This is a genomic window from Fructobacillus tropaeoli (assembly GCF_001047135.2).
GTDB lineage: Bacteria > Bacillota > Bacilli > Lactobacillales > Lactobacillaceae > Fructobacillus > Fructobacillus tropaeoli.
On the sequence record NZ_DF968078.1, the window covers coordinates 29,908 to 52,599 of the forward strand.

Sequence of the window (22,692 nt, forward strand, 5' to 3'; positions counted from 1 at the left end):
CCAATAATCTTCAGGATTACCACCCAGTGCCGTAAACGGCACTGGTTCCCGACCCGCTAAACGAATCTTTTCTTCTAAGAAACGCTTTAAAATCCAGGGTTCTTCAATATAAGCTGGTTCCAGCGCCAAAACAGCTTGTAAGTGTTCCGGCGTTGTTTGCAATGCAGCCGCCACCCGGTCAACCGACCAATTCAGAATCGCAAAATTTTTCTGCAATTCTGCCCGTGTTGCGACTTGTTCAGCTACCGTTAATGACATCGAATCCCCTCCTGATTTTTTTAGTTTTCCTTTTTAGCAGGATCTTGCAACAAGAAGAAAGCCAAAACGCCACCAACAGCAGTAATCAAAAGTGAAGCCACCGTCACGCCACGCATGCCGGCAAAGAAGGCGTTGTCGGTTACAGTCTTCAATGTCGAATGGAATGGTAAGTGCGTCATCTTAGCACTGGTCACAAAAGCTTGGCTGGCAAATGGACCGGCATCGATTAAGGCGTGCTTAATGGCAGCGAGAACTTCTGTCGGAACACCCGTAAAGGTTATGTGGTTGTTCAAATAGTCGTCATACTGGTTCGTTTGTGACAAACCAAGGATGACGACACCAAAAGAAACACCCAATTGACGGAAGACGTTAATCAAACCAGACGTCATCCCGATTTCTTCTGGCTTTGCACCGGCCAAACCGGCAGTATTCAACAATGGGTTAATCAAAGCGTTTGAAATCCCCAACAAAGCCATTGGCGCAAGCAAATCAGTATAAGCTAACTTAGTCGTCATCGCGTTTAAGAAGACCAAGAAAGACAAGGCAGACAATAACAATGAACCAGAAATCAACATCCGCGTTGAAAACTTACTACTCAAGTAACCCGTCACTGGCCCAAGGAAGAGCGCCCACATTGTTAATGGAATTTGACGGACACCCGTACTAAAGGCTGAATAACCCATATAGTTTTGCATCAAAGACGTCAAGAAAACATTGTTTGAATAAATGGCGGAACCCAACGCAAAAGCAACAAAAACCGCTCCGACAAAGTTCTTATTCTTAAAGAGTGCCAGATTCATCATTGGCTTGTCAATCTTCAACTCAACAAAGATAAAGATCGCCAACAAGACGGCTGCAGCTAGCAACCACAGCGCAATTTTAGGACTTGTCCAAGCTAAATGTGGGTTATCTTCCTTTTGAATCAAACCAAAGACAGCTGAAAAGATGGCAACAGCTGAAAGAAGCATACCCACAAAGTCAATCTTTTGTCCCTGACCATAACTTGGTGTTTCGGCTACCGTCAGCCAAACTAAGATAGCTGCAAAAATACCAATTGGCACATTGACGTAGAAAACGGCTGGCCAACCAAAGGCCTCAGACAAAATACCACCAATCAAAGGACCGGAAACAGTTGAAAGCCCCATCACAGAACCCAAAATTCCCATGGCAAAGCCACGTTCCTTCCCTTCAAAAATGGAAGCAACCAAAGCCATTGAGATGGTCATCAATCCACCACCACCAAAGGCTTGCACGGCACGACCTATGTCCAAGACTAACAAGCTTGGTGCTAATCCGTTCACTCCGGAAGCAACCACGAAGATGATCATACATGTCAAAAACATCTTCTTGCGACCATACATATCGGCTAACTTTGACAAAACTAAAATCACGACAGCGTATGAAATGGTATAGGCACTAATCACCCACTGGACATTACTAAAAGTCGTATGAAAGCTCTTCACCATCGTTGGCAGGGCAACGTTGACGATATTCACGTCCAACAAGCCCATGAAGACACCCAAAGATAAGGCTAAGAGTGCCCACCAGCGCTTTGCTGAGCGCTCGTTTGTATTATTCATATTTCGTTCTCCTTTAATTCTTGCAGAGATTCATCAATCCAGGCCAGCTTAGCTAGCGCCAGGTTATCTTTTAAGGTGAGCGTTTTCAGCCCCCAGCGATAAAAATCAGCCCGCTCGGGGTGATCTTTCGTCTCCTCTCGATAGTGCGTGGACAATTCCTGGTAAACATTACGGTCCGTTAAAATGGCATTGCGATAATCGGTTAAAATTTCTATTTGCTTATCTCTTGCCAAGTACGAAAAGGACCGAAACTTAAAATGATAAGAATTATCGCGATTGGCATCCTGGGCAACCGGTTCGTTGATTAATTCAATTAGTCGCTCGTGGCCTAACCCAGTAATATGAAAAATTTTTGAATTTCGGACATTCCCGTCGACGCTTTGGATAAAGCCGGCTTTTTCCATCCGGTTTAAAACTGGGTATAAAACACCGTTTGATATCTTGCGTCTAGGTACCACTGTTGAGCCCAAAACCATGGCAAGCTTATAACCCGACATGTCTCGTGTACTTAGCAGTGACAGAATCAACAAATCGTACATCAACTACCTCCTCATGATGAATTTCCTTTGACAGGTCGAAATGACAGGTCGTTTCGACTTATCAACCAAAATCACTATACACCCATTTCAAAAAAAGACAAGCCTTTTCAGGCCAGCTTAGAAATATCGGTTTAAACAAGAAAAAATGACCATAAAAATAAAAAATAACAAAAAAGGATGGTTATCTCAGCGATAACCATCCTAATTTTTATGCCATAGATTTCTTGGCAGCTAATGTTTTTAACCTTGTTTTGTTCAATAGCAATGAACTTGTCACAACCGATAGTGAACTAAAGGCCATGGCGAGCCCGGCTAATTCCGGACTCAAAATAAAGCCGATGCCATAGAAGAGCCCCGCCGCAACGGGAATACCCAAGACGTTATAGATAAAGGCCCAGAATAAGTTCAGCTTAATCCGGTTAAAGATTTTGGCACTCAACTCAATGGCTGTCGCCACATCCTGCAAATCGTTCTTAACTAAGATAATGTCCCCAGATTCAATGACAACATCCGTTCCAGACCCCATTGCAATCCCGACGTTGGCAGTTGAAAGTGCTGGTGCATCATTAATCCCATCGCCAACAAAGGCAACAGCCCCCTCCTGCTGGAAGGCCTGAACGTGATCCGCCTTATCGTTTGGCATCACTTCCGTGATCACCTGGTCGATACCAACTTGGTCAGCAATTGCCTCTGCCACCAATTGGTTATCGCCAGTCAGCATAACGGTCTTCAATCCGCGTGCCTTCAAGTCAGCAATCGCCTTCTTTGAGCTGGCCTTTGGTGCATCTTGAATGGCAACCAAACCGATAACCTGATCCGCTTCACCAACCAAGACCACAGTTTTGGCTTCAGCCTGTAACTCTTGCATTTTCTTTTGCAAATCAGGATCAATTTGACGCTCGGCCAACAAACGGGTATTCCCAACAAAGGCCGTTTGACCGTTCAATTCACCCGTGACCCCCTGACCTTCAATTGCAGCAAAATTCTTCGCACTCTCTTGGTTATTCAAACCTAATTTTTCAGCATAATCCAAAACGGCGATTGCCAAAGGATGTTCTGAATTCTTTTCCAATTGCCCAGCCAAGGTCATAATCTTTTTTTCCGGACCGATGACATCAGTCACGACTGGTTGACCAACCGTAATCGTCCCGGTCTTATCAAGGATAACCATCTTCACCTGGTTAACAGCTTCCAGCACTTCACCGTTCTTAATTAAGATACCATGCTTCGCACTTAAGCCAGTACCAACCATCAGCGCGGTCGGTGTCGCAAGACCCAATGCACAAGGGCAAGCGATTACTAAAATTGAAATGGCGAAGACCAACACCGTTGACAATGCGGAGCCAAGGAAGACGTACCAAATCAAGAAGGTCGCAATTGCCAGAATCAAGACAATCGGTACAAAGATACCCGAAACCCGGTCCGTCAAATTCTGAATTGGCGCCCGACTAGTTTGAGCCTTCTTCACCATCTCGACGATTTGAGAAAGCATCGTTTCTTCACCAATCTTGCCGGCCTTAAAGACAAAGGAACCGTTGGTGTTGATGGTTGCGCCAATGACGGCATCGCCCGCCTTTTTCTCGACTGGCATACTTTCCCCAGTTACCATTGATTCATCGACCGTTGACTGACCATCAACAATGGTCCCATCCACGGCAATTTTTTGTCCAGGTAAGACTTTGATTAAGTCGCCAGTGACTACTTGGTCTAATGGAATTGTGACTTCTTGCCCATCACGGATGACGATAGCGTCCTTCGCCTGAAGGTCTAACAACTTTTCAACGGCACTAGAAGCATTTTTACGCATCCGTTCCTCAAAAACTTGTCCCAGCAGGATAAAGGTTACGACCAAGGCAGCTCCTTCGAAGAAGACTGGCTGCCCAACAATCATTGCATAAATACTATATAAGTAAGCCGTCATTGTCCCAATCGCAACAAGGGTATCCATGTTGGAGTGGTGCTTCTTAAAGGATGACCAGGATGACTTCAAAAATGGTGCGGCAGAAACCGCCATGACAATCGTCGTCAGCCCAAATTCTGTAATGACGCCACCCGGCAAGTGAAAACCAAAGGGCATCAAAACCATCTTAACGAGCATCGGCACTGAAAAAATCAAAGCAATGATAAAGCGCCGGCTGGTTGTCAATTTTTGCATGTGTTTTTATACCTCTTAACTCAATTGAATTGCCTTATTGCACAATAACCTTCCCCTTGACCATGTTCATGCCACAAGCAAATTCAAATTTGCCGGTTTGGTCAGTTGGAATGGTAAAACTGATTTCTTCGTTTAATGGCAACTTTGATTGGAAGCCAAAATCATGTGACTGAACAGTGTCTAAACAACCACTTTCGCTAACGCGCTTAAAAGTTAAGGTTGCTTGATCTCCTTTTTGGAAAGTTACCACGTTTGGTTGGTATTGTCCGTCAACTGTGACTGTTTGCTCTACTTTTTCTGCCATGATTATCTCCTTTTTTATACGTAAACTTATTAATTTTGTCTTAATATGAAAGTTTCTATTCAACAGTTACCTGGCCATGGAACATATCCATGCCACAAGCCCATTGGTATTGACCTGGTTGATCGGTATTGATTTTCAATGACACTTTTTGTCCCTGCGGCAACTCCTGATTAATGCCAAAATCAGCAAATACCACGTGATCCAAACATCCAGAAGGATCGGTGCGAGTGAAATTCAAGGTTGCTGGTACGCCCTGCTTCAAGACAATATGCTCAGGTGAATAGCCACCGTCGACTTGAATGTCAATCATTTGCTGGTTGTCATCAAGAGTCACTTCTGCACTCTCAACTTTATGTTGACCAAAGAACCACCAAATAATAAAGGCGATTGCCGCTAGGCCAGCCACCATAACCAAAATTTTGTCCATAAAATACTCCCAATTTTTGTTTTTGCGAACACCGCCTGTTAGTTCGTCAGTTTTTGTTTTAATGGTGTACCATTGCGCAAGAATCATCATCTTCATGAAGACAATGACAAGCGACCTGGTCTGGAGCACTCGCTTCACGTTCATCTAAAATCGCCCGGATATTTTGAATATCCGTTTTGCTCAATGGTTCTTCTTTGATGAGTGCCGTTAAGAGCGTCCCCTTATAGGCATCACAAACGGAATCGAAGAACCGGTTCGCGTTATAGTCGGTTGCCTCGTTTTCAGCCACAACTGGTACGTAGGTAAAGACCTTTTCTGATTGGTCGACTGCAATCATGTCTTTATCCGTCAAACGCCGAATTAACGTTTTAATGGTTGAAGCTGACCAGTCATGCGATAACTGGGCTTCCTCAACAATTTCACGACCCGTTGCCCGTTTCTTCGTCCAAATAATCCGCATAACCGCTTGTTCGGTATCAGTGATGTTAATGATAATCCTGTCCTCCGTTCATCAAAACAAATCGTGTTTACATTTGTAAACAACACAATTAGTATAACTTTCTGGTTTACATTTGTAAACAGGAAAATAAAAAAACATTCCCAAATTTGGAAATGTTTCTGATTAATCATTGGTTAATGGCTGATATAAGCCTTATTTTTCCTGCGTTAGGTTAATTAAAATCTTCGCCTGCGATTGGTCGGTTGTCAAAACATCAAAACCATCCGTGATAATATCGTCTAATTTAATCTCACTAGTAATAATCGGCGCCACATTGATTTGGGCACTTGTTACCAGGTCCACCGTCTGCTGAAAAGTTTGCCGTGAATAGGCAATCGTCGAAGTTAAATTGACCCCACTATTCGTTAACGCCATTGGATTAAATTGGATAGCATGAGCATAAATGGAAACCACGACCATATAACCACGCGCTTTTGTCATTTTGATGGCTTGATCAAAAGTTACTTGCACACCAGCAATTTCAAAACTAGTGTCTGCCCCCTCCGGTAGTATCTGACGGACCGCCGCCACGACATCGCTGACCTCACTTGGATTAATAATATCCGTAGCACCCATTTTAAGTGCTTTTTGCAACCGAATGGTCGATAAATCAACAACGACAATTTTGGTTGCACCGGCCGCTTTCGCAGCAGCTGTGACCATCGCGCCAATTGGACCAGCACCAAAAATCACAACGGTTTGTCCAAAGGTGAGATGGGCTTCCTTAATCGCTTGCACAGCAACCGCAGTTGGCTCAATGACCGCTGCTAATTTCAAGGAAAAATCATTCGGTAATGGATACAAGTTTTCAACCGGGACATTGACGTAACCAGCAAAACCACCATCCGTGCTCAGTCCGATAAAGCTATAACCATCGTAGACATCCACATTATCGGGTAGCACACCCTTGGTAATCGTTGGGTTAACGGACACATGGTCGCCAATTTGGAAATCATGGACGTTTGCACCAAGCTGATCGATTTGACCAGAAAACTCGTGCCCCATTGTGATAGGTGCCTGCCCTCCAGTTAAGGGGTCAGGAAACTCCGTCGGAATAAAAACCGGCCCCTCTAGATATTCATGCAGGTCGCTACCGCAAATACCAGCATAGGCCACCTTGACCCGGACTTCATTTTTTTTAGGCTCTGATAAATCAGTTTCCTCAACCCGTACATCCTTTTTACCGTGCCAAATAGCTGCTTTCATGACCAACCTCTTTCCACTAACTAACCAGTGTTAGTTGATTATTGTGAACTTTATATCATGATACAAGTACAGTATAACACTGTTTATCAGTAAAAATACTGTTTTTATGCTGATTTTGTTTTTTTATCGAACAAATAAATGTGAAAACGGTAACTAATATCTAAACATTCCCCCTCACCTTAGAACAAACAAAAAAACTTTCATCATTGAAAGCTTTTTCGCACGATTTATTTGCTTTTGGTTAAGTTCACCAAGATTTTTTCTTCAGATGGATTATCGATTAACGGTAATAACCCCTTCTTCAAAAAATCAGCTAAGCGAATCTCAGAAGTAATTAGCGGTTCCACCTTGAGTTGGCCATTGGTTACTAAATCAACCGTTTGTTGAAAAGTTTGGCGTGAATAAGCAATGGAAGTCGCAATCCGCACACCCGCATTCATGAGCTTACGGATATCTAAACGAATTGGCTGCGAAAAAATCGAAACCACCACAACAAAGCCACGCGGTTTCGTTACAGCAACTGCTTGGTCAAAGGTTTCCTGAACGCCCGCCACCTCAAAAGATGCATCCGCTCCGTCTGGCAAAATTTGAGCAATTTTTTGTTCAACATCCACAACTTGACTCGCATTGACCGTGTCAGTCGCCCCCATTTCAAGAGCCTTTTGCAGACGAACTTCTGCCAGGTCAACAACAACAATCCGTGAAGCACCTGCGGCACGAGCGACCTCTGCTAACAAAACACCAATTGGACCAGCACCAAAAATGACCACAGTCTGACCAAAAGCCAGGTCCGCTTCCTTGACTGCTTGAACGGCAACAGCTGCTGGTTCCATTACTGCGGCTGATTTTAACGAAAAGGTCTGTGGCAAATGATAAAGGTTTTGAACCGAAACGTTCGCATAGGGCGCTAGACCACCATCCTTACTCAATCCAATAAAGCTATAACCATCATAAACATCGACGTCGTCAGAGGATTCTCGCTTGGTAATGGCAGGATTGACCGCCACGTGATCGCCCACCTGAAAATCGTAAACATCGGGTCCAACAGCTTCAACCACTCCTGAAAATTCATGACCCAGAACAATCGGTGCCGCTTCATTTGTCAATGGATCAGGGAAAGTCGTTGGAATTAAGACTGGTCCTTCTTGGTATTCATGAAGATCACTGCCACAAATCCCAGCATAAGCCACCTTAATCGTTACTTCATCGCTGGCCAGTGGTTTAAGATCCACTTCTTCAATTCTGATATCTTTGGCTCCATGCCAAACAGCTGCCTTCATGTAAAACTCCTGTAAAAATCAACGAATTTACCGCAATATGATTGCAATAACATTCCAAAGTAATTACAGCATAACAGGAAATCGGATATTTGTCATCACTTTGACGCCGACTGTTTTCTAAATACCAATTTAGAATACTATTCATCAAAAAAACTAACAAACGATTGCAACTCCGACCATCACCCCACTGGCAGTGAAACCAGGGCATCATTCCCCATTTCATTTTTCTAGTATTGACCACCCATTTGAAAAAAATACGCCATTAATTTAGATTGAACATTTGACACCCCTCACTTCGACCACGCTTTTCTATTAATTCTCATCAAATCCTTACTTACGAGAAAAAATTTTATATGCTAAGTTGGAATTAATAAGAAAAGGAGCATTGATAAATGCCACGTAATTTTAAAGAAGAACTAATTTTCATGTTGATGATGGCCGGCCTGATGGTCTTGGGTATGTCCATTTACAATATTTACCTCGCTCAGGGACTAACGGATGGTTTCTGGCACGAAGTCATCGTCGGCTACCCTATCGCTTTAATCGTCGCCATGGTTTGCGACGGTTTCCTCGTCGGTCCCTTGGCTAAGATGCTAGCTTTCAAGCACATCGTCCCCCGCTTCAAAGCAACTGATGGCCTTCAAATTCCTCTGACCATTTCCACGCTGATGGTTTTGGGCATGGTTACTTGCATGTCCCTCTTCGGTGTTTTAATCAACGGTCACTCACTGTCCGCCTATCCAAAGGCTTGGCTTTTCAACCTGCTTTTGGCCTTACCAATGCAAATTTTAGTGGTTGGCCCAATCGCCCGCGCTGTTTTATCAAAGGTCCAAGGAGCTGTTGCACCAGCTAAAAACTAAGCCAGACAAATTTCAACCAACACAAAAAGTATCCGCCAGTACCTCACTGATTTAAAATCAGTCAGACAAACTGGCAGATACTTTTTCTTTACACTTCAATTGTTGTGAGCGCTTTAACCCTTTGGCTCAACTTGCTTTGGCAAAAAGATTGCTGGAATAAACATCACAACGGTAATGGCCATCGACCACCAAAAGGCGTGTTGATAAGCAACAATGTTAGCACCAAGGACCCGGTGTGTTGAAACATAGGCAGCAACGACAGTCGCTACCAATGCTGAACCGAAGGCGCCACCAACGTTTTGGAAAATCCGTGCGCCAATGTTAGCTTGCGGAATCAATTCCTTTTCCATACCCAAGAGAATCGTCGTCATCAGCGGCATAATCACGCCACCGACCCCAAGACCACGAACAAAAAGCACGGCACTAACAATCCCCATATTCGTGCTAGCGTTAATCCAGCCAAACGAAATTGTCCCAATTAGTGCCAATGAAAGCGCAAACCAAACTACATAACGGACAACAACGCGATCGAGTAATTTCAATAAAATTGGACGAATCAACAACATCCCAATCCCTTGGGGAAGCAGCCAAAGGCCCGTTTCCAAAACAGACATCGACTGCCCCTGCTGGAAGTACAGTGGCAAAATCAGCATCGGTCCATTGGTGACCATCCCAGCCAAGACCAAGTTAATCGTCGTCGCTGAATAAACCGGTGACTTAAACAAAGCAAGTGGTAAGACCGCCTGATCCTTTTTGTACCGGCCCCAAATCCAGTAGACAACAAAGGCCAACAAACCAGCAGTCACATAGAGACGGGTATCAGCATTGTTAAAGCTGGCTAAATCGCCTGCACGGGAAAGGCCATAAATAACGGCAGCCGAACCCAAGCCCAGCAAGGCAATACCGAAGGCATCGATGCGGGCTGATTTATTCAGATCCGGAATATCCGGCACCTTCCAAAAATTCAAACCGGCTACAATAATCATAATCGGCACATTAATCCAAAAAATCCATTGCCAATTACCATATTCAACAACAAGGCCCCCAATAATTGGACCGAAAATGGGACCAACCATAATGGGCAGCATGACCACCATCATCAGCTTTTGCAAATGTTCACGTGGCGCAATATTGACCAGCATCGTTGTGACCAACGGAATGATCAAGCCGGCCGCAAAACCTTGGACGACTCGGTACAGAATCAAAGCATTGATATCATGACTCAACGCCGCACCCACCGATGATAAACCAAAGAAAATCTGTGCTGCTAAAAAAACGTATTTTCCATTAAAGCGCTGCGTTAACCAGCCCAAAAACGGCACAGCAATACTCGTGGACAATACATAGGCCGTAATCATCCACTGCACGTTCGATAGCGTGGTATGCAAATCACGACCGATATCATTAATGGCGATATTGGTCATGGTCGTATCAAGCATGGGCGCCAAAAGGCCAAAAGCCAAAATTAGCGCAACATTGCGTATTTTTTTAATTTCCATTTTTCCATTTCCACTCTGTTTAGTTTATTTGAGGAAATAAGGAACAATTTGTTCTCTATTTCAATCCGCTGATTAATATACTCGGCTGCTAACTAAAAGTTAATAAGAAACATAATGTTCCTTATTTTTTTGTGTTAAACTATTTTTATGGAAAAAGAAACGCGAACAAGAAAACGTGGGTTAGCCCTCGAGCAGACAATTTACGCAGTGGCACTACGTCTCTTTGATCAAAAGGGCATTGATGCAGTCACTTTTAAAAATGTTGCGCATTACGCCAAAACATCCCGCAGTGTCTTGTATCGCCGTTGGGACTCACCATCTGCCCTCTTAGTGGATGCCGTCCACCATTGGGCACACGAAAATTCTGGATTTTCAGAGGATTTGGATACGCAATCCTTTCCCGATACTGGTAGCCTTCGTGGCGACCTGATTGAAAACGCCAGGCAAATCGAAGGCCTGCATGAACGAATCAACCAATATTTAATTAAATTTACACTTTACCAAGCCGTCAACGGTGAAACTATCAATGATGACCTTTTGAAAAAAGCGGAGGAAGGTGCCGTCGAACTCGGAACTTTGTTGGCTACTAGGGCCATCAATCGTGGTGAATTAAAGGTGATTCCCAGCAAAGAAGTCTTAATGCTCTTGGGTAATATTCGGCGCTACTACTCTTTTATCGCTACCCAGCAAGCGCCTGACCCCGAAGAATTAATTGACCAAATTGTCTTACCAGCTTGGTTAGCCAACCAGCAGTAAAATCAGCATTGGCCTGCGGGCCGTTATTCCACCATCAAACAAAAACCTTTCAGAAAAACATTTCTGAAAGGTTTTTGTTATTAAGAAAGGTTTGAGGCCGGCGTGCGTTCAACCGAAAGGGTATTTTGAACGATAACCGAACCAACATTAGCCCTCAGATTCAATCAACTGAGATCCTAATTCAAAATTGTGTGAATAATCAACTGGGACATCAACAACAACCGGTCCTTCTGTTGCAAAAGCTTCTGTCAAAACGGCATCAAGGTCAGCTGGCGTTTCAACCCGCAATCCCTTAGCGCCAAAGGCTTCGGCATACTTCACGATATCAATGTTACCAAAGTCAACACCGGCGGCTTGGCCATCATACTTCATTTCTTCTTGGAACTTCACCATGTCGTAATGAGCATTATCGTTCCAAACAATATGCACCGTGTTCAACTGCAAGCGGACAGCCGTCTCCAATTCCATTGCGGAGAAGAAGAAGCCACCATCGCCAGACACGGAAACTGATTTGGCATTCGGACGAACCATCGCAGCCGCCATTGCCCAAGGAAGGCCGACCCCAAGTGTCTGCATACCATTAGACGTCAAGAAGTGACGAGCGACGTATGACTTAAAGTGACGGGCCATCCAAATATAATGTGAGCCAATATCAGTCGAAACCGTCATGTCATCGGTCACGTGCTTTTGCAAAGCCTTGATGACATTCAGTGGATGGTTCAAGTTAGCTTGTGCCGGCGTGTATGATGGTTCATCTGACGCCTTCAAATCAGCCTTTAACTCTTGCAAAGTGCCCTGACTTTCAGCCGGCACCCGATAACCCGCCACCTTCTCCGTCAAGAGCGTCAATGATTGAGCCAAATTACCAACTAATTGGCGCGTTGGTACAAAGTTGTTGTCAATTTGAACTGGCGCAACATCCATTGCGACAATCTTCAAATCGTTTTCCTTGTTCCAATTGCGTGGTTCGTACTCGATGGCATCGTAGCCAACCGTCACAACCAGATCAGATTGCTTGAGCAACTTGTCCCCTGTCTGGTTACGGAAGAGACCAACCCGACCGAAGTATGATTGGGCCTCCAGTTCACGGGAAATCACACCAGCGCCCTGGAAGGTTTCAACGACAGGCAAAGGCGTTTGCTTCAATAATGTGTGCAAAGCCGCCACTGTATCGTCGTCTGAGCCACGGGCACCAACAAGCAAGACGGGCAACTTGGCCGCCTTAATTTGTTCAGCCAACCAGTCTAAATCAGTTAAGGCCGCTGCCCCCTGGCGTGGTTGGTTGACAACTGGCAATGCAGGTCTGGTCACTTCAACATCATCGACATCCTGTGGCAAAGAAACAAAGGCTGCTCCCCGGTTCGTTCCGTTGGCTGCCGCAAAGGCATTAGCGATAATCTCAGAAATATTGTTTGGATCTTGAATCTCAGAACTAAACCAGGTCACGCTTTGAAACAAAGCGGCCGAATTCGTCGATTGGTGCGTCAACCGATACAAGTCACGACGAGGAACCTGACCACCGATGGCCAAAACTGAATCACTTTCTGCATTAGCAGTCATCAAGCCCGTTACCAAGTTTCCAACTCCAGGACCAGAAGTGGCAATCACAACCCCAGTCTTACCGGTAATCCGCGAAAATGCCTGGGCCATAAAGGCAGCATTTTGTTCATGACGAGTCACGATCAACTTTGGTACCCGCTGTCCTGGTTGTGGGTGCTCCAGTGTCTCAAATAAACGGTCAATCTTCGCTCCTGGAATTCCAAAAACGAGATCAACTCCGTGATTCACCAGGGAATCTGTGACAATGTCAGCACCATGTTTTTTCATTTCAAATTTTCCTTCTTTTTTATTAATTTTACAATTTTCAGTCTATGCTTTGTAACTATAAAAGTCAATTTAGTTCAAAAATTATCAATTTTTTATTTAAATATTAAAAATAAACAGTTATTTGAACTTTTTTTTCGAATATCTTGATTATTTTTGCATCTTCATTCTAAAGAAAAAACATAATTTAGTATAAAAAGCCCCAACGCGGACTGCGCTGGGGCTGATTTTTAATTATTTTAGTGAAAGTAAAGCATTAAAAACGGCTTGTGGTAATTCAATATCGGACTGAGCCGCCTGACGCTTGTTCGCACTTTGACGACGAAGCAGCGCCTGCTTCTTCGAGATGCTCCGTGCCTGACCATTGACCGCAGCATTTTTACGCAGAGGTGGTACATCAACACGGGCAACCACCCGGCCCTCCACCAACGCCTGAACCGGCATCGGATAAAGGCACCTTGGAATCGTCATTTTCAATTCGTGGACCAATTGTTGCGTCTGCTCGGCCACCCGTGAGCGATGGGTCACAAAGGCTAGCGCATCGACCTGGGCATAGTTAACCTGCACGTCCACCTTGACCAAATCAGCTTCCTGATAGCCAATGGCTTCCGTACTAAACGAAGCATAACCATGTGACAACGATTTTAATTGGTTGAAGAAATCGTAGGCAATTTCGGACAAAGGCATTTGATAGACCAAGCGGACGTAATCGCCCTGGTTGCCCATATCCATAAACACACCCCGATAATCATCCGCTAATTTCATTAATTGGTTAACCGAATCGCTTGGCGTCATGATGGTTGCCTTGACCACCGGCTCCTCAACGGTTAAAATTTGGTCAAAATCAGGAAACTTGGTTGGATTGGTCACTGTCACCGTCTGAATGTCTTGGCCCTTTTGTGCCACTTGAACTCGGTAAGAAACGTTTGGGGCCGTGACGACAACCTCAATCCCAAACTCCGTTTCGAGGCGCTCTTTAATGATTTGTAGGTGAAAAATCCCTAAGAACCCAGCACGAAAGCCCGGGCCCATCGCTTCGGATTGCTCATCCCTTAATACAAGGGAGGTATCATTCAAAGCTAATTTTTGCAGCGCCTCCTGCAAGGCATTGTAGTCGTCAACTGGATAAATGCCGGCATAAACAACCGGCTGACTCTGCTGGTAACCAGGCAAGGCCGTTTTAGTTGGTTGGTTTTGGCTCGTCAACGTATCCCCAACAGTCACCTGCTTGGGATCTTTAATCCCGGTCACGACATAGCCGACCTCACCGGCGGTCAATTCGTCAACCGGCACCCGGCTTGGCCGATAAATACCAACTTCTTTGGCCAACAGCTTTTGACCATTGGCCATCAATTGAAGTGCGGCACCCTTTTTCAGGGTGCCATCGATTACTCGGACCTGGGCAATCACCCCTTGAAAGGCATCATATTCGGAATCAAAGACGAGGGCCTTGAGGGGACTGTTTTCATCACCGACCGGCGCCGGCAATTCATGAACAATCGCCTCCAAAAGGTCCGCTATTCCCAAGCCCGTCTTGGCTGAAATATGGTAAATCTTTCGCTCGGCCAAAGCTGGGTCCAACTGTCTGATTTGCTCTTCGCTTTCATCAATTTGAGCACTCGCAGCATCAATTTTATTTAAGACCGGTAAAATCGGCAGTCCCAATTCATGGGCTAACCGCCAGTTCGCAACCGTTTGTGCTTGCACGCCCTGGGTTGCATCAACCAAAAGGATGACACCATCGGTTGCTGATAGGCTTTTCGTGACTTCATAGTTAAAGTCAACGTGACCCGGTGTGTCAATCAGATTCAACTTGTAATCTTGACCATCCTTGGCCCGATAAGTATTTTGCACCGTCCGTGACTTGACCGTCACGCCGTGCGCTTGCTCCACCCCCATGCTGTCCAATAACTGGGGCGTCATTTCCCGGTCAGAAACCGTCTTGGTTTCCTCCATGAGTCGGTCCGATAGCGTTGACTTGCCATGATCAATGTGGGAAATAATTGCAAAATTACGAATTAATTTAAGGTTCATTGTTCAGTTTCTCCATTCGAATGCTGTGCACGTTGAATGGGGCTGAAAAGGCTTCAATCCCATTCTGTTATCAGAATGAGAAGCCAACAAGTTGAATTGTCATAGTGCTTTTCTCCTTTTACTTTGAATAATGGCTATTCATTAGCCAAACGGTAATAAACATTCATATCGTGATATGTGCCCGCCCGATATGAGTAATCCGGATGCGTTGTCAGGTAAGCAAAACCGGCAGAACGAATCACACCGTTTGATCCAGGATTCTCAACATCGGCCAAAACAATAATTTGGTGCAGGCCCACCACCTGAAATGCATAGTCGCAAAGCGCTTTGGCTGCCGCCGTCATAATTCCCTGCTTCGTATAAGCCTTGGTCAACCAATAGCCCAGCTCTGCTCGCCGGTCCACTGCTGAATAGTGATGCAACTCAATCATCCCAATGATTTGACCAGCTCTTTGAATAGTAAAAATCAGCTCCTTACCCGGTTCGCTGATTTTTAATTGTGACTCAAGATAGGTCAGCGTATCTTGGACAACCTCCGTTTGATCAACAAAAGGTAAAAACTGGCCAATATGCTCGCGGTCTTGATCCACAACCGTATAAATTTCTTCCGCCATCTCAACTCGAGCGGAAACCAATGTCACCACAGGGTGATTTTGCAACTGAATCTCTGTCATGGTGGCCACCCCTTTCAGTTAAAGTTCAGATAGAAGGCATTTTTCTTATTGGTATTTTAACACAGGTTATCACGCCTTTGTCGGGATTGACTGAAGGAAAATCGTTGAGAGAACGAACAAACCACCAAGAACTTGAATAGCCGTAAAGCTCGTCCCCAAGAAAGCAACTGCTAAGAATGTCGCCGTTAAGGGCTCAAAAGAACTTAACATCCCAGTTGTGGCTGGCTGAAGGTCCTGAAGGCTATTAATATAGAACAAATAAGCCAACATAGTTCCAAAAATAACGATAAAAGTAATCTGCCCACCACAGACTAGCGAAATCGACTTCAACGAATGGCTGAACAAAATTGGAAAAAACGGAATCGAACCGAGCGTCATCGCCCAGCCAACGACCAGGCGACCATCAAAGTTGGCCAAGAGTTCTTTTGGCAACAGCGTGTAGGATGCCTGACTCAACCCGGCTGCTAATCCCCAAAATAGGGCTAGCGGTGCCAGTGAGAGCTTCGTCAGGTTACCACTCGTTACTAGTAAGAAGGTTCCAACCAAGGCAACGATGACCGAAATCAAATCCAACCGTCGTGGCAAGGCATGGCTACGAACCGTGAGATACAAAATAATAAAAATTGGCCCCAAAAATTGTAAGACTGTCACCGTTGGTGCATTGCCATAATGAATGGCCATAAAATAGGACAACTGCGATGGCAACATTCCTAAGAAGGCAAAGAGTAAAAGAAAGGTAGCCGACCGCTCATTTTTCCAAATGGAAAACAAAGATTGCTTACTTGCCAAGCCATACCATGCTAGCAGTAAAAGGCCAGCCAACAACAAACGAACACCGACTAACCATAATGGCGAAATTTGACTGTTAGCAAAGAGGGCTTGTGCCACCGTGCCGGACGCTCCCCAGAAAACACTACCGGTCACCGCATACAAAATTCCCCGTCCCGTTTTCTTCTCCGCCATGGCAAAACCCTTCTCTTTCTAAATTATTAAAATTAGTTTGATTATACACGAAAAAAGGCAAATCAAACAGATTTGCCTTCTTTCTAGATTAATTAAGCGTTTTTGTTAAGTGCACTTATAAGTGAACATTATTTTTAAATAGCTTTTAAATAAGTTTTTATTCATCACCTCCTTTTATTTTTGCCATCATTAGCAATGGATGTGCACGGTACGCTTGCCCCAGTTAAATTGATGAAAATTTTGGTGCCAAGCATGGATTGTTTGCGAGAACAGATGCTTTTCCAGTTTTCCCAACCCCCATTTTGGTTAAAATTGCCCCAGCCCATCTTTGGTCCAAAGCTATCTCGACCATGGTGACTCATACCAGCAGCCGAAAAATAAGGTGAATGGTGACTCCGATAATGATTTCGTTGGTCTTGGGACCTGTGGCGGTTAGGTGTCGGCCACGAAACTTTATTAACAGACCTTAACGGTCGCGGACTGGTAACCACTGCTTGGTCCTTCTGAACTGGTGAAAACTCATTAACAACCACCGTCACCACCTGCGACTGATTCCCATACGCATCGACCGTTTTGAACTGAACCGTTTTATTTTCTCGAATTGACAAATCACCCTGATATTTTTTCCATTGCTGACCTTGATTCAAAGAATACATAACCGTCAATTCGTTATCGCTCGGGTTGTCCACCGGCAGATTCGCTTTTGCTGTTAGTAACAGTGGAAAGCGCTGAATAACGCCGCTACCATCTTTTGTAACGGTTGGTGCTGGCAAATTTGTTTGATAATAGCGGACATTTAATTTCTTTTTAGTCTGATTACCAACAGCATCACGAATAGCTAAATCGACCGATTATCGCCTTTAGTTAGGTGAAGAGGCACTGAAAACTTCGTCAACCCACCCGTAGTATTTTGGTTAATAATCAGACTAAACGGCTTAGTGGCAACCATATCGCCATTAATCGTTAGTTGATAACCATCATAGTTATCGCCTGCTTGCCCGCTAAGTTGGTAGGTCTCCTGATTGGTTTTAACCTGGTAAGTCCCATCATCTAGTCGCGCCAGCGTGCTTTCGTTAAAAAGATTTAACTCCGGTAAACTGGTATCAACGTAGAACTGCAAGCCACCATCAACTAAGGTCCGCCCACCAGCATTAATTTGAATTGGAACTGCCGTCTTCGCATTGGCTTTGGCTTCAACAACAGTTGAAAAAGCCAACGTCTTTGGATCGACCGCCACCGCTAGGCGATTTCCATGCTTTTCACCAATCAAAAGCTGGTCCACCGTTTTTCGCAAGTGCCCCCTAATCGTGAGCTTTTGTGTCTGCTGGTCATAATACCTTGTTTGCGCCGTCACCATATTGAACTCAAAATTCACGTCATGATCGAATGTGATGATTGGCTTCTTAACACCGTCCAGTAATCCCTCTGCGGCAGGTTCCTTCTTGCCCGTCCAAGTCAGTGCTTTACCAACTGGACTAGGACCAACCTCGCCCACTTCCGGCTGACCTGCCGTTGTTCCCTTTGCCAGAGAATTCGATTCCGACGAGGAGTTGTTTGCTGAAGCAGTAGTCCCCGAACCAGGCAGCGTAAAGGATTGACCCGTCAGGTTTCCGGCATTATCAAAAGCTAAAATTCGAACCTGGTTACTTTGGTCCGCATGGAACGACTGGATTTGGTCAGTGCTTAATGGCAGTGATAGGCGTTGATAAACTTGGTGATCCTCTTGCAATGGCTGGTCAACAATCGTCAAAATGCCATTAACGACGAATCCAACTCGGCCGAAAGCGTCAATACCGCTTAATTCATCCGTCAAATCAGCTGCCAAAATAATTCCTTTTTCCGCTTTGGCTGACTGATTTTTCATTTGAAACTGGGGATTAGCAATCTGCGGACCATGGCCATCGACTTTAATCGGCAAGATTAAGCGTTGGCGAACAGCTTGACCACCAATTCCATCATTCAATCGACCACTAGCCGCCTCTGCGGATAGCTGGTAATAATATCGACCATCAAAAGCCGACTCGTTGTGCCCTGCTTTGACATTCCAAATATCACCACGCCAGCCTTTACCACCAGCGTCATAGGACGTAAATTGGTCCTTGCCCCGTTGATAATAGGACTTCAATATGTCTTCATCAATGCTAACCGTTCGTAGTGGCTGTTGGTTGGCCCACCGAGAATCGGTCGGATCGTGCTGATAAATTTCACCGACAACGTGGTGGGCATTGCGCCAAAGATTAACCAATGGCTGCGCCTGCTTGTTAACAGCCCCCTGGTTCGGTGAAATCGCAATATTTTCTGGAATAATCGTCCCTGCTTTGTTCAGGCCCAACGGCACTTTGTTGGAGTCAACAAGGGTTGACTGGCCAAAGTAGGAAGCGGGATCCCAGGCTGGCCGGTCAAAAATTTGCTGATTTTGCCAATCACCATAGTAGCCAAGGTATGGCATGGATAGTTGCTGACCACCCTTTTTTAGCAGACGACCAGCAGAATCAACCGCCTTAAATTGCAGATAGCCTTCAACAAAGCCATTCTTAGCGCGCTCGGGCAAAGTCAAGCCAAAGTTCACCGCCACTCGTTGTTGGGCCGGTACCTTAATTACCGTCTTTTCACCGTTTGGCGCTTGATCGACTGTATCTGACCCTAATATTGACAAATCAGCACCCGAAATCCGCTTATCCGTCGCTGGCTTTCCCGGTACCGAACCATCTGTCCAAACACGATGATCAGCCTGATAACGGAAATTCTGCTCTTGATCAGTCTGATTTTCTAAGAAGACCTGCAAGGATTGTTTCGATTCGCCAAAGGCACCTAGCGACAAAGATGCAACGCCTCGAGAAGTCGTTAGAGACGTCCGGCTGTCAAGCGCATCTTCAACCTGTGCCAACCCCGCCCCCTGAACACGAGGTGAAACAATCGCTAATGTCTTTTCATCCACTAACGGCCGTGCGGTATTCATCAAAGCCGTCTTCATGTGCTGACTGATTTTTTCAGCCGGTACCCGACCACCCAATGACTGGGCAAACAGAGCAGCAGAAACGGCCATCACTGGCGTCGCCATCGAAGTGCCCGACTTATAGTCGTAACGGTTACCGTTCAAGCTTGATAATAATCGACCACCAGGCGCTGTGATATCAGGCTTTAGCTGTAAATCAGGTGTTGGACCATAGGACGAAAAGGACGACAGATGACTCAGTTTTACCGGACCATCGGCTGGGATATCATAGGCCAGGTTGTCTGATGAAGCGACGGTCAAAACAGAAGGCAACACACCTGGCGAGTCAATCGTTCCGGTATCGTTTGTTTTGCGTGTATTGACAACGTTGAGACCAGTATTGGAGGTAGACAGGCCGGAATTTCCTGCTGCAACAACCGGGATGGTCCCCTTTTGCGCCGCCAAATTCACGGCCCGCTGCTCCGGACTATCTGGGTCAACGTCCCCACTGGTAGAACCCAGAGAAAGGTTAATTACATCAGCCTTGAGTAAAACGGCATCCTCAACCGCTGCAATGACATCGTCGCTACTGGCGCCACCGCCGTTATTCGAGAAAACTTTCATATTTAACAGCTGCGCATTAGGCGCCGTTCCGATGGCATAAGCCTTTTGATTAAAGCCAGCAAAATTTGGCAAAGCCGAATAGCCAGCCGCTAACCCGGCAACGTGCATGCCATGCATCGAATTTTTATTTAAATCAAAAACCGTATTGGACGTCCCATCGGCATAATTATAAGAATATGGAATCTTAGCCGATGAGTAACAGCCATGACCAAGGTGGCTGATAGCTTCTTTTGCCTCTTTTTGGCTAATTTTCTTCTTGGCATTTTTGCCGAGCCGCATGATTTCATGATTAGTATCAATACCCGTATCAACAATCGCGATGACCGTTTGATCTCCCTTCAGACGGTGCTGATGCCATACGGTTGAAGCCTGCACAATTTGATCAGCAGCCAAATCTTGGGGTTGATAAATATTGGCGGCCGTCACGCGTTTCACGTCGGCAACGGCCTGAACAGCCTGCAAATCCTTGACCTTCGCCACAATCGACATCGTATTCGTTAAATAGCCAAATTCGTGTTGAGCCTTTTTCTTGGCAATTTTTTCAACCGCTTGCCGGGCAGGACGCTGTTCAGCCACTACCTGCCGACTTGCAGCCCGCACTTCCTCGACTTTTTTCTCTTCCGTTGCTCGTCGAGAGCGTGAGTGTTGGCTACCCGTCGAACTCGTGGCATTGGTGGCGGCTTGCTTAGCTGCGCCCTCCACCCTCAAGGCTGCTAGTGGTTGATCGAACTCAACCATCAAAGTTACCGGACTTTCGGCCAATGCTTTTTCTGATTTAGGCACTGGTAGACCCTTGGCTTTGAGCTGTTCCTTCACTCGCTTCTTAAAATTCTGATCAGCATGCTGGCGAATCCGCTCATGGTCCGCTTTCATTTGTTCTTCGGGACTATTGGATTCAGAAGTCCCCTTCACACCGACTGGATCTTTGTTTGCTTTTTTCGCGGCTTGCTTTGCAGGCTGATTTTCCCCTGCCAAGACGGGAAGACCACTGTCAAGCATAGCAGGTGCTAACAAGAGTGCTAGTAATGCCAACCCCAATCTTTTCTTCTGATGGTACATAGGACAACCTTCCTCTCTACCCACAATGGGGGTATTGATTTCACTTGTCTTTTTTCCTATTTCTGCCGTCATTATAAAAAGAATCATTTTTTGGCACAAATTTTTGAGTTAACGAGGACAAAATCAGACCGATTATGCCAAATCGCTATCTTGAGTATTCAAGAGGCTGTTCAATAGCCAAAAGAATCGCGACGACCCTTGCGAAAATCAAAAAGGGTAATGAACTACCCTCAATAGCCCGTTACTCTTAGGACAAAAAGCAATCAAAAACGGCCATCCCCGAATGCTCCGAGAATGGCCGTCTATATCAGCAATCACGATTGCACGTGACTACTGAACTAATGATGATTATCCGTTTTATTTTTACCTCCACTTACCTTTAGTTGACCTAATTTTAATCCAACACCAGTCAATCCAATCGAGAGACTGGACATCGTTACAGCCAAAAATGTTAGCGGCTGGTCGAAGTGTTCGACTTCCCAAGTATCGGGTAGAGCAATTTTTGCAGGGAACAAATTATCCATTAATGTTGCTGGGCTTGCAGAATTCTCAACAGGATTGCTCTGTGTCTCCCTTGGTTGAACGCTCTCTTGTTGGATTTGCTGACTAATTTGCTGAAGCGAATCCAAGAACTGCTGATAGGCGGTCTGAACATCCCCCACCGTCCGTGCTTGTTGCAAGTCAGTCATGAGCTGCCACTCGGCTGGTTGAATTTTGTTAATCAATTGAGGCTGTTCATCTGCTGGCAATTGCTTTTTTGCATCGTTGATTGCCTGATCTGCCTCTTTCTTAGCTTGCTGTTCGACCTGATCTTGGGCCTTTGCCCGTTGCTGAACATTTGTCAATTTCTTATTAAAATCAGTTACGGCAACATCAACGGCCTTTTGGTCATTCGCTTGTTCAACTTCATCCATTGCCTTTTGCTTGGCCGGGTCAATAGCTGACTCAAATTGTGGACCTTGACCAGTTCGCAGCGCCTGTTTGGCGGCATCGGCCGCTTGTTCACTTTGCGTTACCGCTTGGTTCTTAGCTGCTTCCTGTTCAGCTTTGGCTTTCGCAGCAGTCTGCTCAGCCTCGGCCTTATCCTTCGCCACAGCCTGTTTTTGCAAGTCGTCAACCGTCTGCTTGAACCTCGCTAAGACCCGCTGAATATCATCTGCATTCTGCGTTTGAGCAAGGTCCTTTTCGGCTGCTTGACGTGCAGCATCAACGACTG

General features: G+C 45.4%; 19 protein-coding genes. 2 read left to right on the top strand and 17 right to left on the bottom strand.

The genetic code is table 11. From position 1 onward, the window contains the following. From AOQ32_RS00160 to AOQ32_RS00200, 9 genes are all read right to left on the bottom strand, one after another. The coding region (locus AOQ32_RS00160; RefSeq protein ID WP_059393036.1) for a DUF2316 family protein at nucleotides 1-258 on the bottom strand (258 nt) is incomplete at its 3' end. A gap of 20 nt (nucleotides 259-278) precedes the next feature. Next, nucleotides 279-1,838, bottom strand: coding sequence for a DHA2 family efflux MFS transporter permease subunit (locus AOQ32_RS00165; RefSeq protein WP_059393037.1), 1,560 nt, complete (start codon nucleotides 1,836-1,838; stop codon nucleotides 279-281). Further along, a complete protein-coding gene (locus AOQ32_RS00170) occupies nucleotides 1,835-2,377 on the bottom strand; it encodes a PadR family transcriptional regulator (protein ID WP_059393038.1) in 543 nt (180 codons plus the stop codon). The genes AOQ32_RS00165 and AOQ32_RS00170 overlap by 4 nt, the downstream gene beginning before the upstream one ends. Nucleotides 2,378-2,585: 208 nt before the next feature. Then, nucleotides 2,586-4,532: a copper-translocating P-type ATPase gene (locus AOQ32_RS00175; RefSeq protein ID WP_059393039.1), complete on the bottom strand. Its 1,947-nt coding sequence runs from the start codon at nucleotides 4,530-4,532 to the stop codon at nucleotides 2,586-2,588. 34 nt (nucleotides 4,533-4,566) lie between these two features. After that, a complete protein-coding gene (locus AOQ32_RS00180; RefSeq protein ID WP_059393040.1) occupies nucleotides 4,567-4,836 on the bottom strand; it encodes a cupredoxin domain-containing protein in 270 nt (89 codons plus the stop codon). Between the two features lie 55 nt (nucleotides 4,837-4,891). Next, a complete protein-coding gene (locus AOQ32_RS00185; protein ID WP_059393041.1) occupies nucleotides 4,892-5,263 on the bottom strand; it encodes a cupredoxin domain-containing protein in 372 nt (123 codons plus the stop codon). Nucleotides 5,264-5,321: 58 nt separating this feature from the next. Then, the gene (locus AOQ32_RS00190) at nucleotides 5,322-5,759 is read right to left on the bottom strand and encodes a CopY/TcrY family copper transport repressor (protein WP_338066426.1); all 438 of its coding nucleotides are present in this window, start codon (nucleotides 5,757-5,759) and stop codon (nucleotides 5,322-5,324) included. 156 nt (nucleotides 5,760-5,915) lie between these two features. Next, a complete protein-coding gene (locus AOQ32_RS00195) occupies nucleotides 5,916-6,968 on the bottom strand; it encodes a 2,3-butanediol dehydrogenase (RefSeq protein ID WP_059393043.1) in 1,053 nt (350 codons plus the stop codon). A 227-nt stretch (nucleotides 6,969-7,195) separates the two neighbouring features. After that, nucleotides 7,196-8,248 (bottom strand): 2,3-butanediol dehydrogenase, encoded by a 1,053-nt coding sequence (locus tag AOQ32_RS00200; protein ID WP_059393044.1) that lies wholly within the window; start codon nucleotides 8,246-8,248, stop codon nucleotides 7,196-7,198. Between the two features lie 392 nt (nucleotides 8,249-8,640). On the opposite strand from AOQ32_RS00200, the gene AOQ32_RS00205 reads away from it, so the two are divergent. After that, nucleotides 8,641-9,108, top strand: a complete 468-nt coding sequence (locus AOQ32_RS00205; protein WP_059393045.1) for a DUF2798 domain-containing protein — start codon at nucleotides 8,641-8,643, stop codon at nucleotides 9,106-9,108. Nucleotides 9,109-9,221: 113 nt separating this feature from the next. Here AOQ32_RS00205 and AOQ32_RS00210 read toward each other — a convergent pair whose 3' ends face one another. After that, entirely contained in the window at nucleotides 9,222-10,607 is a 1,386-nt protein-coding gene (locus AOQ32_RS00210) for an MDR family MFS transporter (protein ID WP_059393046.1), read from the bottom strand. Between the two features lie 147 nt (nucleotides 10,608-10,754). Between AOQ32_RS00210 and AOQ32_RS00215 the strand changes: the two genes are divergently transcribed. After that, nucleotides 10,755-11,363: a TetR/AcrR family transcriptional regulator gene (locus tag AOQ32_RS00215; RefSeq protein WP_059393047.1), complete on the top strand. Its 609-nt coding sequence runs from the start codon at nucleotides 10,755-10,757 to the stop codon at nucleotides 11,361-11,363. A 147-nt stretch (nucleotides 11,364-11,510) separates the two neighbouring features. On the opposite strand, the gene alsS is transcribed toward AOQ32_RS00215, so the two are convergent. The 7 genes from alsS to AOQ32_RS00250 form a co-directional block, all read right to left on the bottom strand. Continuing rightward, complete coding sequence (alsS, locus tag AOQ32_RS00220; protein ID WP_059393048.1) at nucleotides 11,511-13,190, bottom strand: acetolactate synthase AlsS; 1,680 nt, start codon at nucleotides 13,188-13,190, stop codon at nucleotides 11,511-11,513. 231 nt (nucleotides 13,191-13,421) lie between these two features. After that, nucleotides 13,422-15,221, bottom strand: coding sequence for a translation elongation factor 4 (lepA, locus tag AOQ32_RS00225; protein WP_059393049.1), 1,800 nt, complete (start codon nucleotides 15,219-15,221; stop codon nucleotides 13,422-13,424). 134 nt (nucleotides 15,222-15,355) lie between these two features. Then, a complete protein-coding gene (locus AOQ32_RS00230; protein ID WP_059393050.1) occupies nucleotides 15,356-15,895 on the bottom strand; it encodes a GNAT family N-acetyltransferase in 540 nt (179 codons plus the stop codon). 69 nt (nucleotides 15,896-15,964) lie between these two features. Beyond that, the gene (locus tag AOQ32_RS00235; protein ID WP_059393051.1) at nucleotides 15,965-16,858 is read right to left on the bottom strand and encodes an EamA family transporter; all 894 of its coding nucleotides are present in this window, start codon (nucleotides 16,856-16,858) and stop codon (nucleotides 15,965-15,967) included. Between the two features lie 164 nt (nucleotides 16,859-17,022). Next, nucleotides 17,023-17,631 (bottom strand): hypothetical protein, encoded by a 609-nt coding sequence (locus AOQ32_RS00240; protein ID WP_059393052.1) that lies wholly within the window; start codon nucleotides 17,629-17,631, stop codon nucleotides 17,023-17,025. A gap of 65 nt (nucleotides 17,632-17,696) precedes the next feature. Further along, nucleotides 17,697-21,476: a S8 family serine peptidase gene (locus tag AOQ32_RS00245; RefSeq protein WP_059393053.1), complete on the bottom strand. Its 3,780-nt coding sequence runs from the start codon at nucleotides 21,474-21,476 to the stop codon at nucleotides 17,697-17,699. A 338-nt stretch (nucleotides 21,477-21,814) separates the two neighbouring features. Beyond that, nucleotides 21,815-22,585: a hypothetical protein gene (locus AOQ32_RS00250; protein ID WP_059393054.1), complete on the bottom strand. Its 771-nt coding sequence runs from the start codon at nucleotides 22,583-22,585 to the stop codon at nucleotides 21,815-21,817. Between the last annotated feature and the right edge of the window lie 107 nt (nucleotides 22,586-22,692).

Excerpts from the sequence above, each read along its gene's own strand:
- AOQ32_RS00165 (WP_059393037.1), bottom strand. The coding sequence starts at position 1,838 with ATGAATAATACAAACGAGCGCTCAGCAAAGCGCTGGTGGGCACTCTTA.
- AOQ32_RS00170 (WP_059393038.1), bottom strand. The coding sequence starts at position 2,377 with ATGTACGATTTGTTGATTCTGTCACTGCTAAGTACACGAGACATGTCG.
- AOQ32_RS00175 (WP_059393039.1), bottom strand. The coding sequence starts at position 4,532 with ATGCAAAAATTGACAACCAGCCGGCGCTTTATCATTGCTTTGATTTTT.
- AOQ32_RS00180 (WP_059393040.1), bottom strand. The coding sequence starts at position 4,836 with ATGGCAGAAAAAGTAGAGCAAACAGTCACAGTTGACGGACAATACCAA.
- AOQ32_RS00185 (WP_059393041.1), bottom strand. The coding sequence starts at position 5,263 with ATGGACAAAATTTTGGTTATGGTGGCTGGCCTAGCGGCAATCGCCTTT.
- AOQ32_RS00195 (WP_059393043.1), bottom strand. The coding sequence starts at position 6,968 with ATGAAAGCAGCTATTTGGCACGGTAAAAAGGATGTACGGGTTGAGGAA.
- AOQ32_RS00200 (WP_059393044.1), bottom strand. The coding sequence starts at position 8,248 with ATGAAGGCAGCTGTTTGGCATGGAGCCAAAGATATCAGAATTGAAGAA.
- AOQ32_RS00205 (WP_059393045.1), top strand. The coding sequence starts at position 8,641 with ATGCCACGTAATTTTAAAGAAGAACTAATTTTCATGTTGATGATGGCC.
- AOQ32_RS00210 (WP_059393046.1), bottom strand. The coding sequence starts at position 10,607 with ATGGAAATTAAAAAAATACGCAATGTTGCGCTAATTTTGGCTTTTGGC.
- AOQ32_RS00215 (WP_059393047.1), top strand. The coding sequence starts at position 10,755 with ATGGAAAAAGAAACGCGAACAAGAAAACGTGGGTTAGCCCTCGAGCAG.
- alsS (WP_059393048.1), bottom strand. The coding sequence starts at position 13,190 with ATGAAAAAACATGGTGCTGACATTGTCACAGATTCCCTGGTGAATCAC.
- lepA (WP_059393049.1), bottom strand. The coding sequence starts at position 15,221 with ATGAACCTTAAATTAATTCGTAATTTTGCAATTATTTCCCACATTGAT.
- AOQ32_RS00230 (WP_059393050.1), bottom strand. The coding sequence starts at position 15,895 with ATGACAGAGATTCAGTTGCAAAATCACCCTGTGGTGACATTGGTTTCC.
- AOQ32_RS00235 (WP_059393051.1), bottom strand. The coding sequence starts at position 16,858 with ATGGCGGAGAAGAAAACGGGACGGGGAATTTTGTATGCGGTGACCGGT.
- AOQ32_RS00245 (WP_059393053.1), bottom strand. The coding sequence starts at position 21,476 with ATGTACCATCAGAAGAAAAGATTGGGGTTGGCATTACTAGCACTCTTG.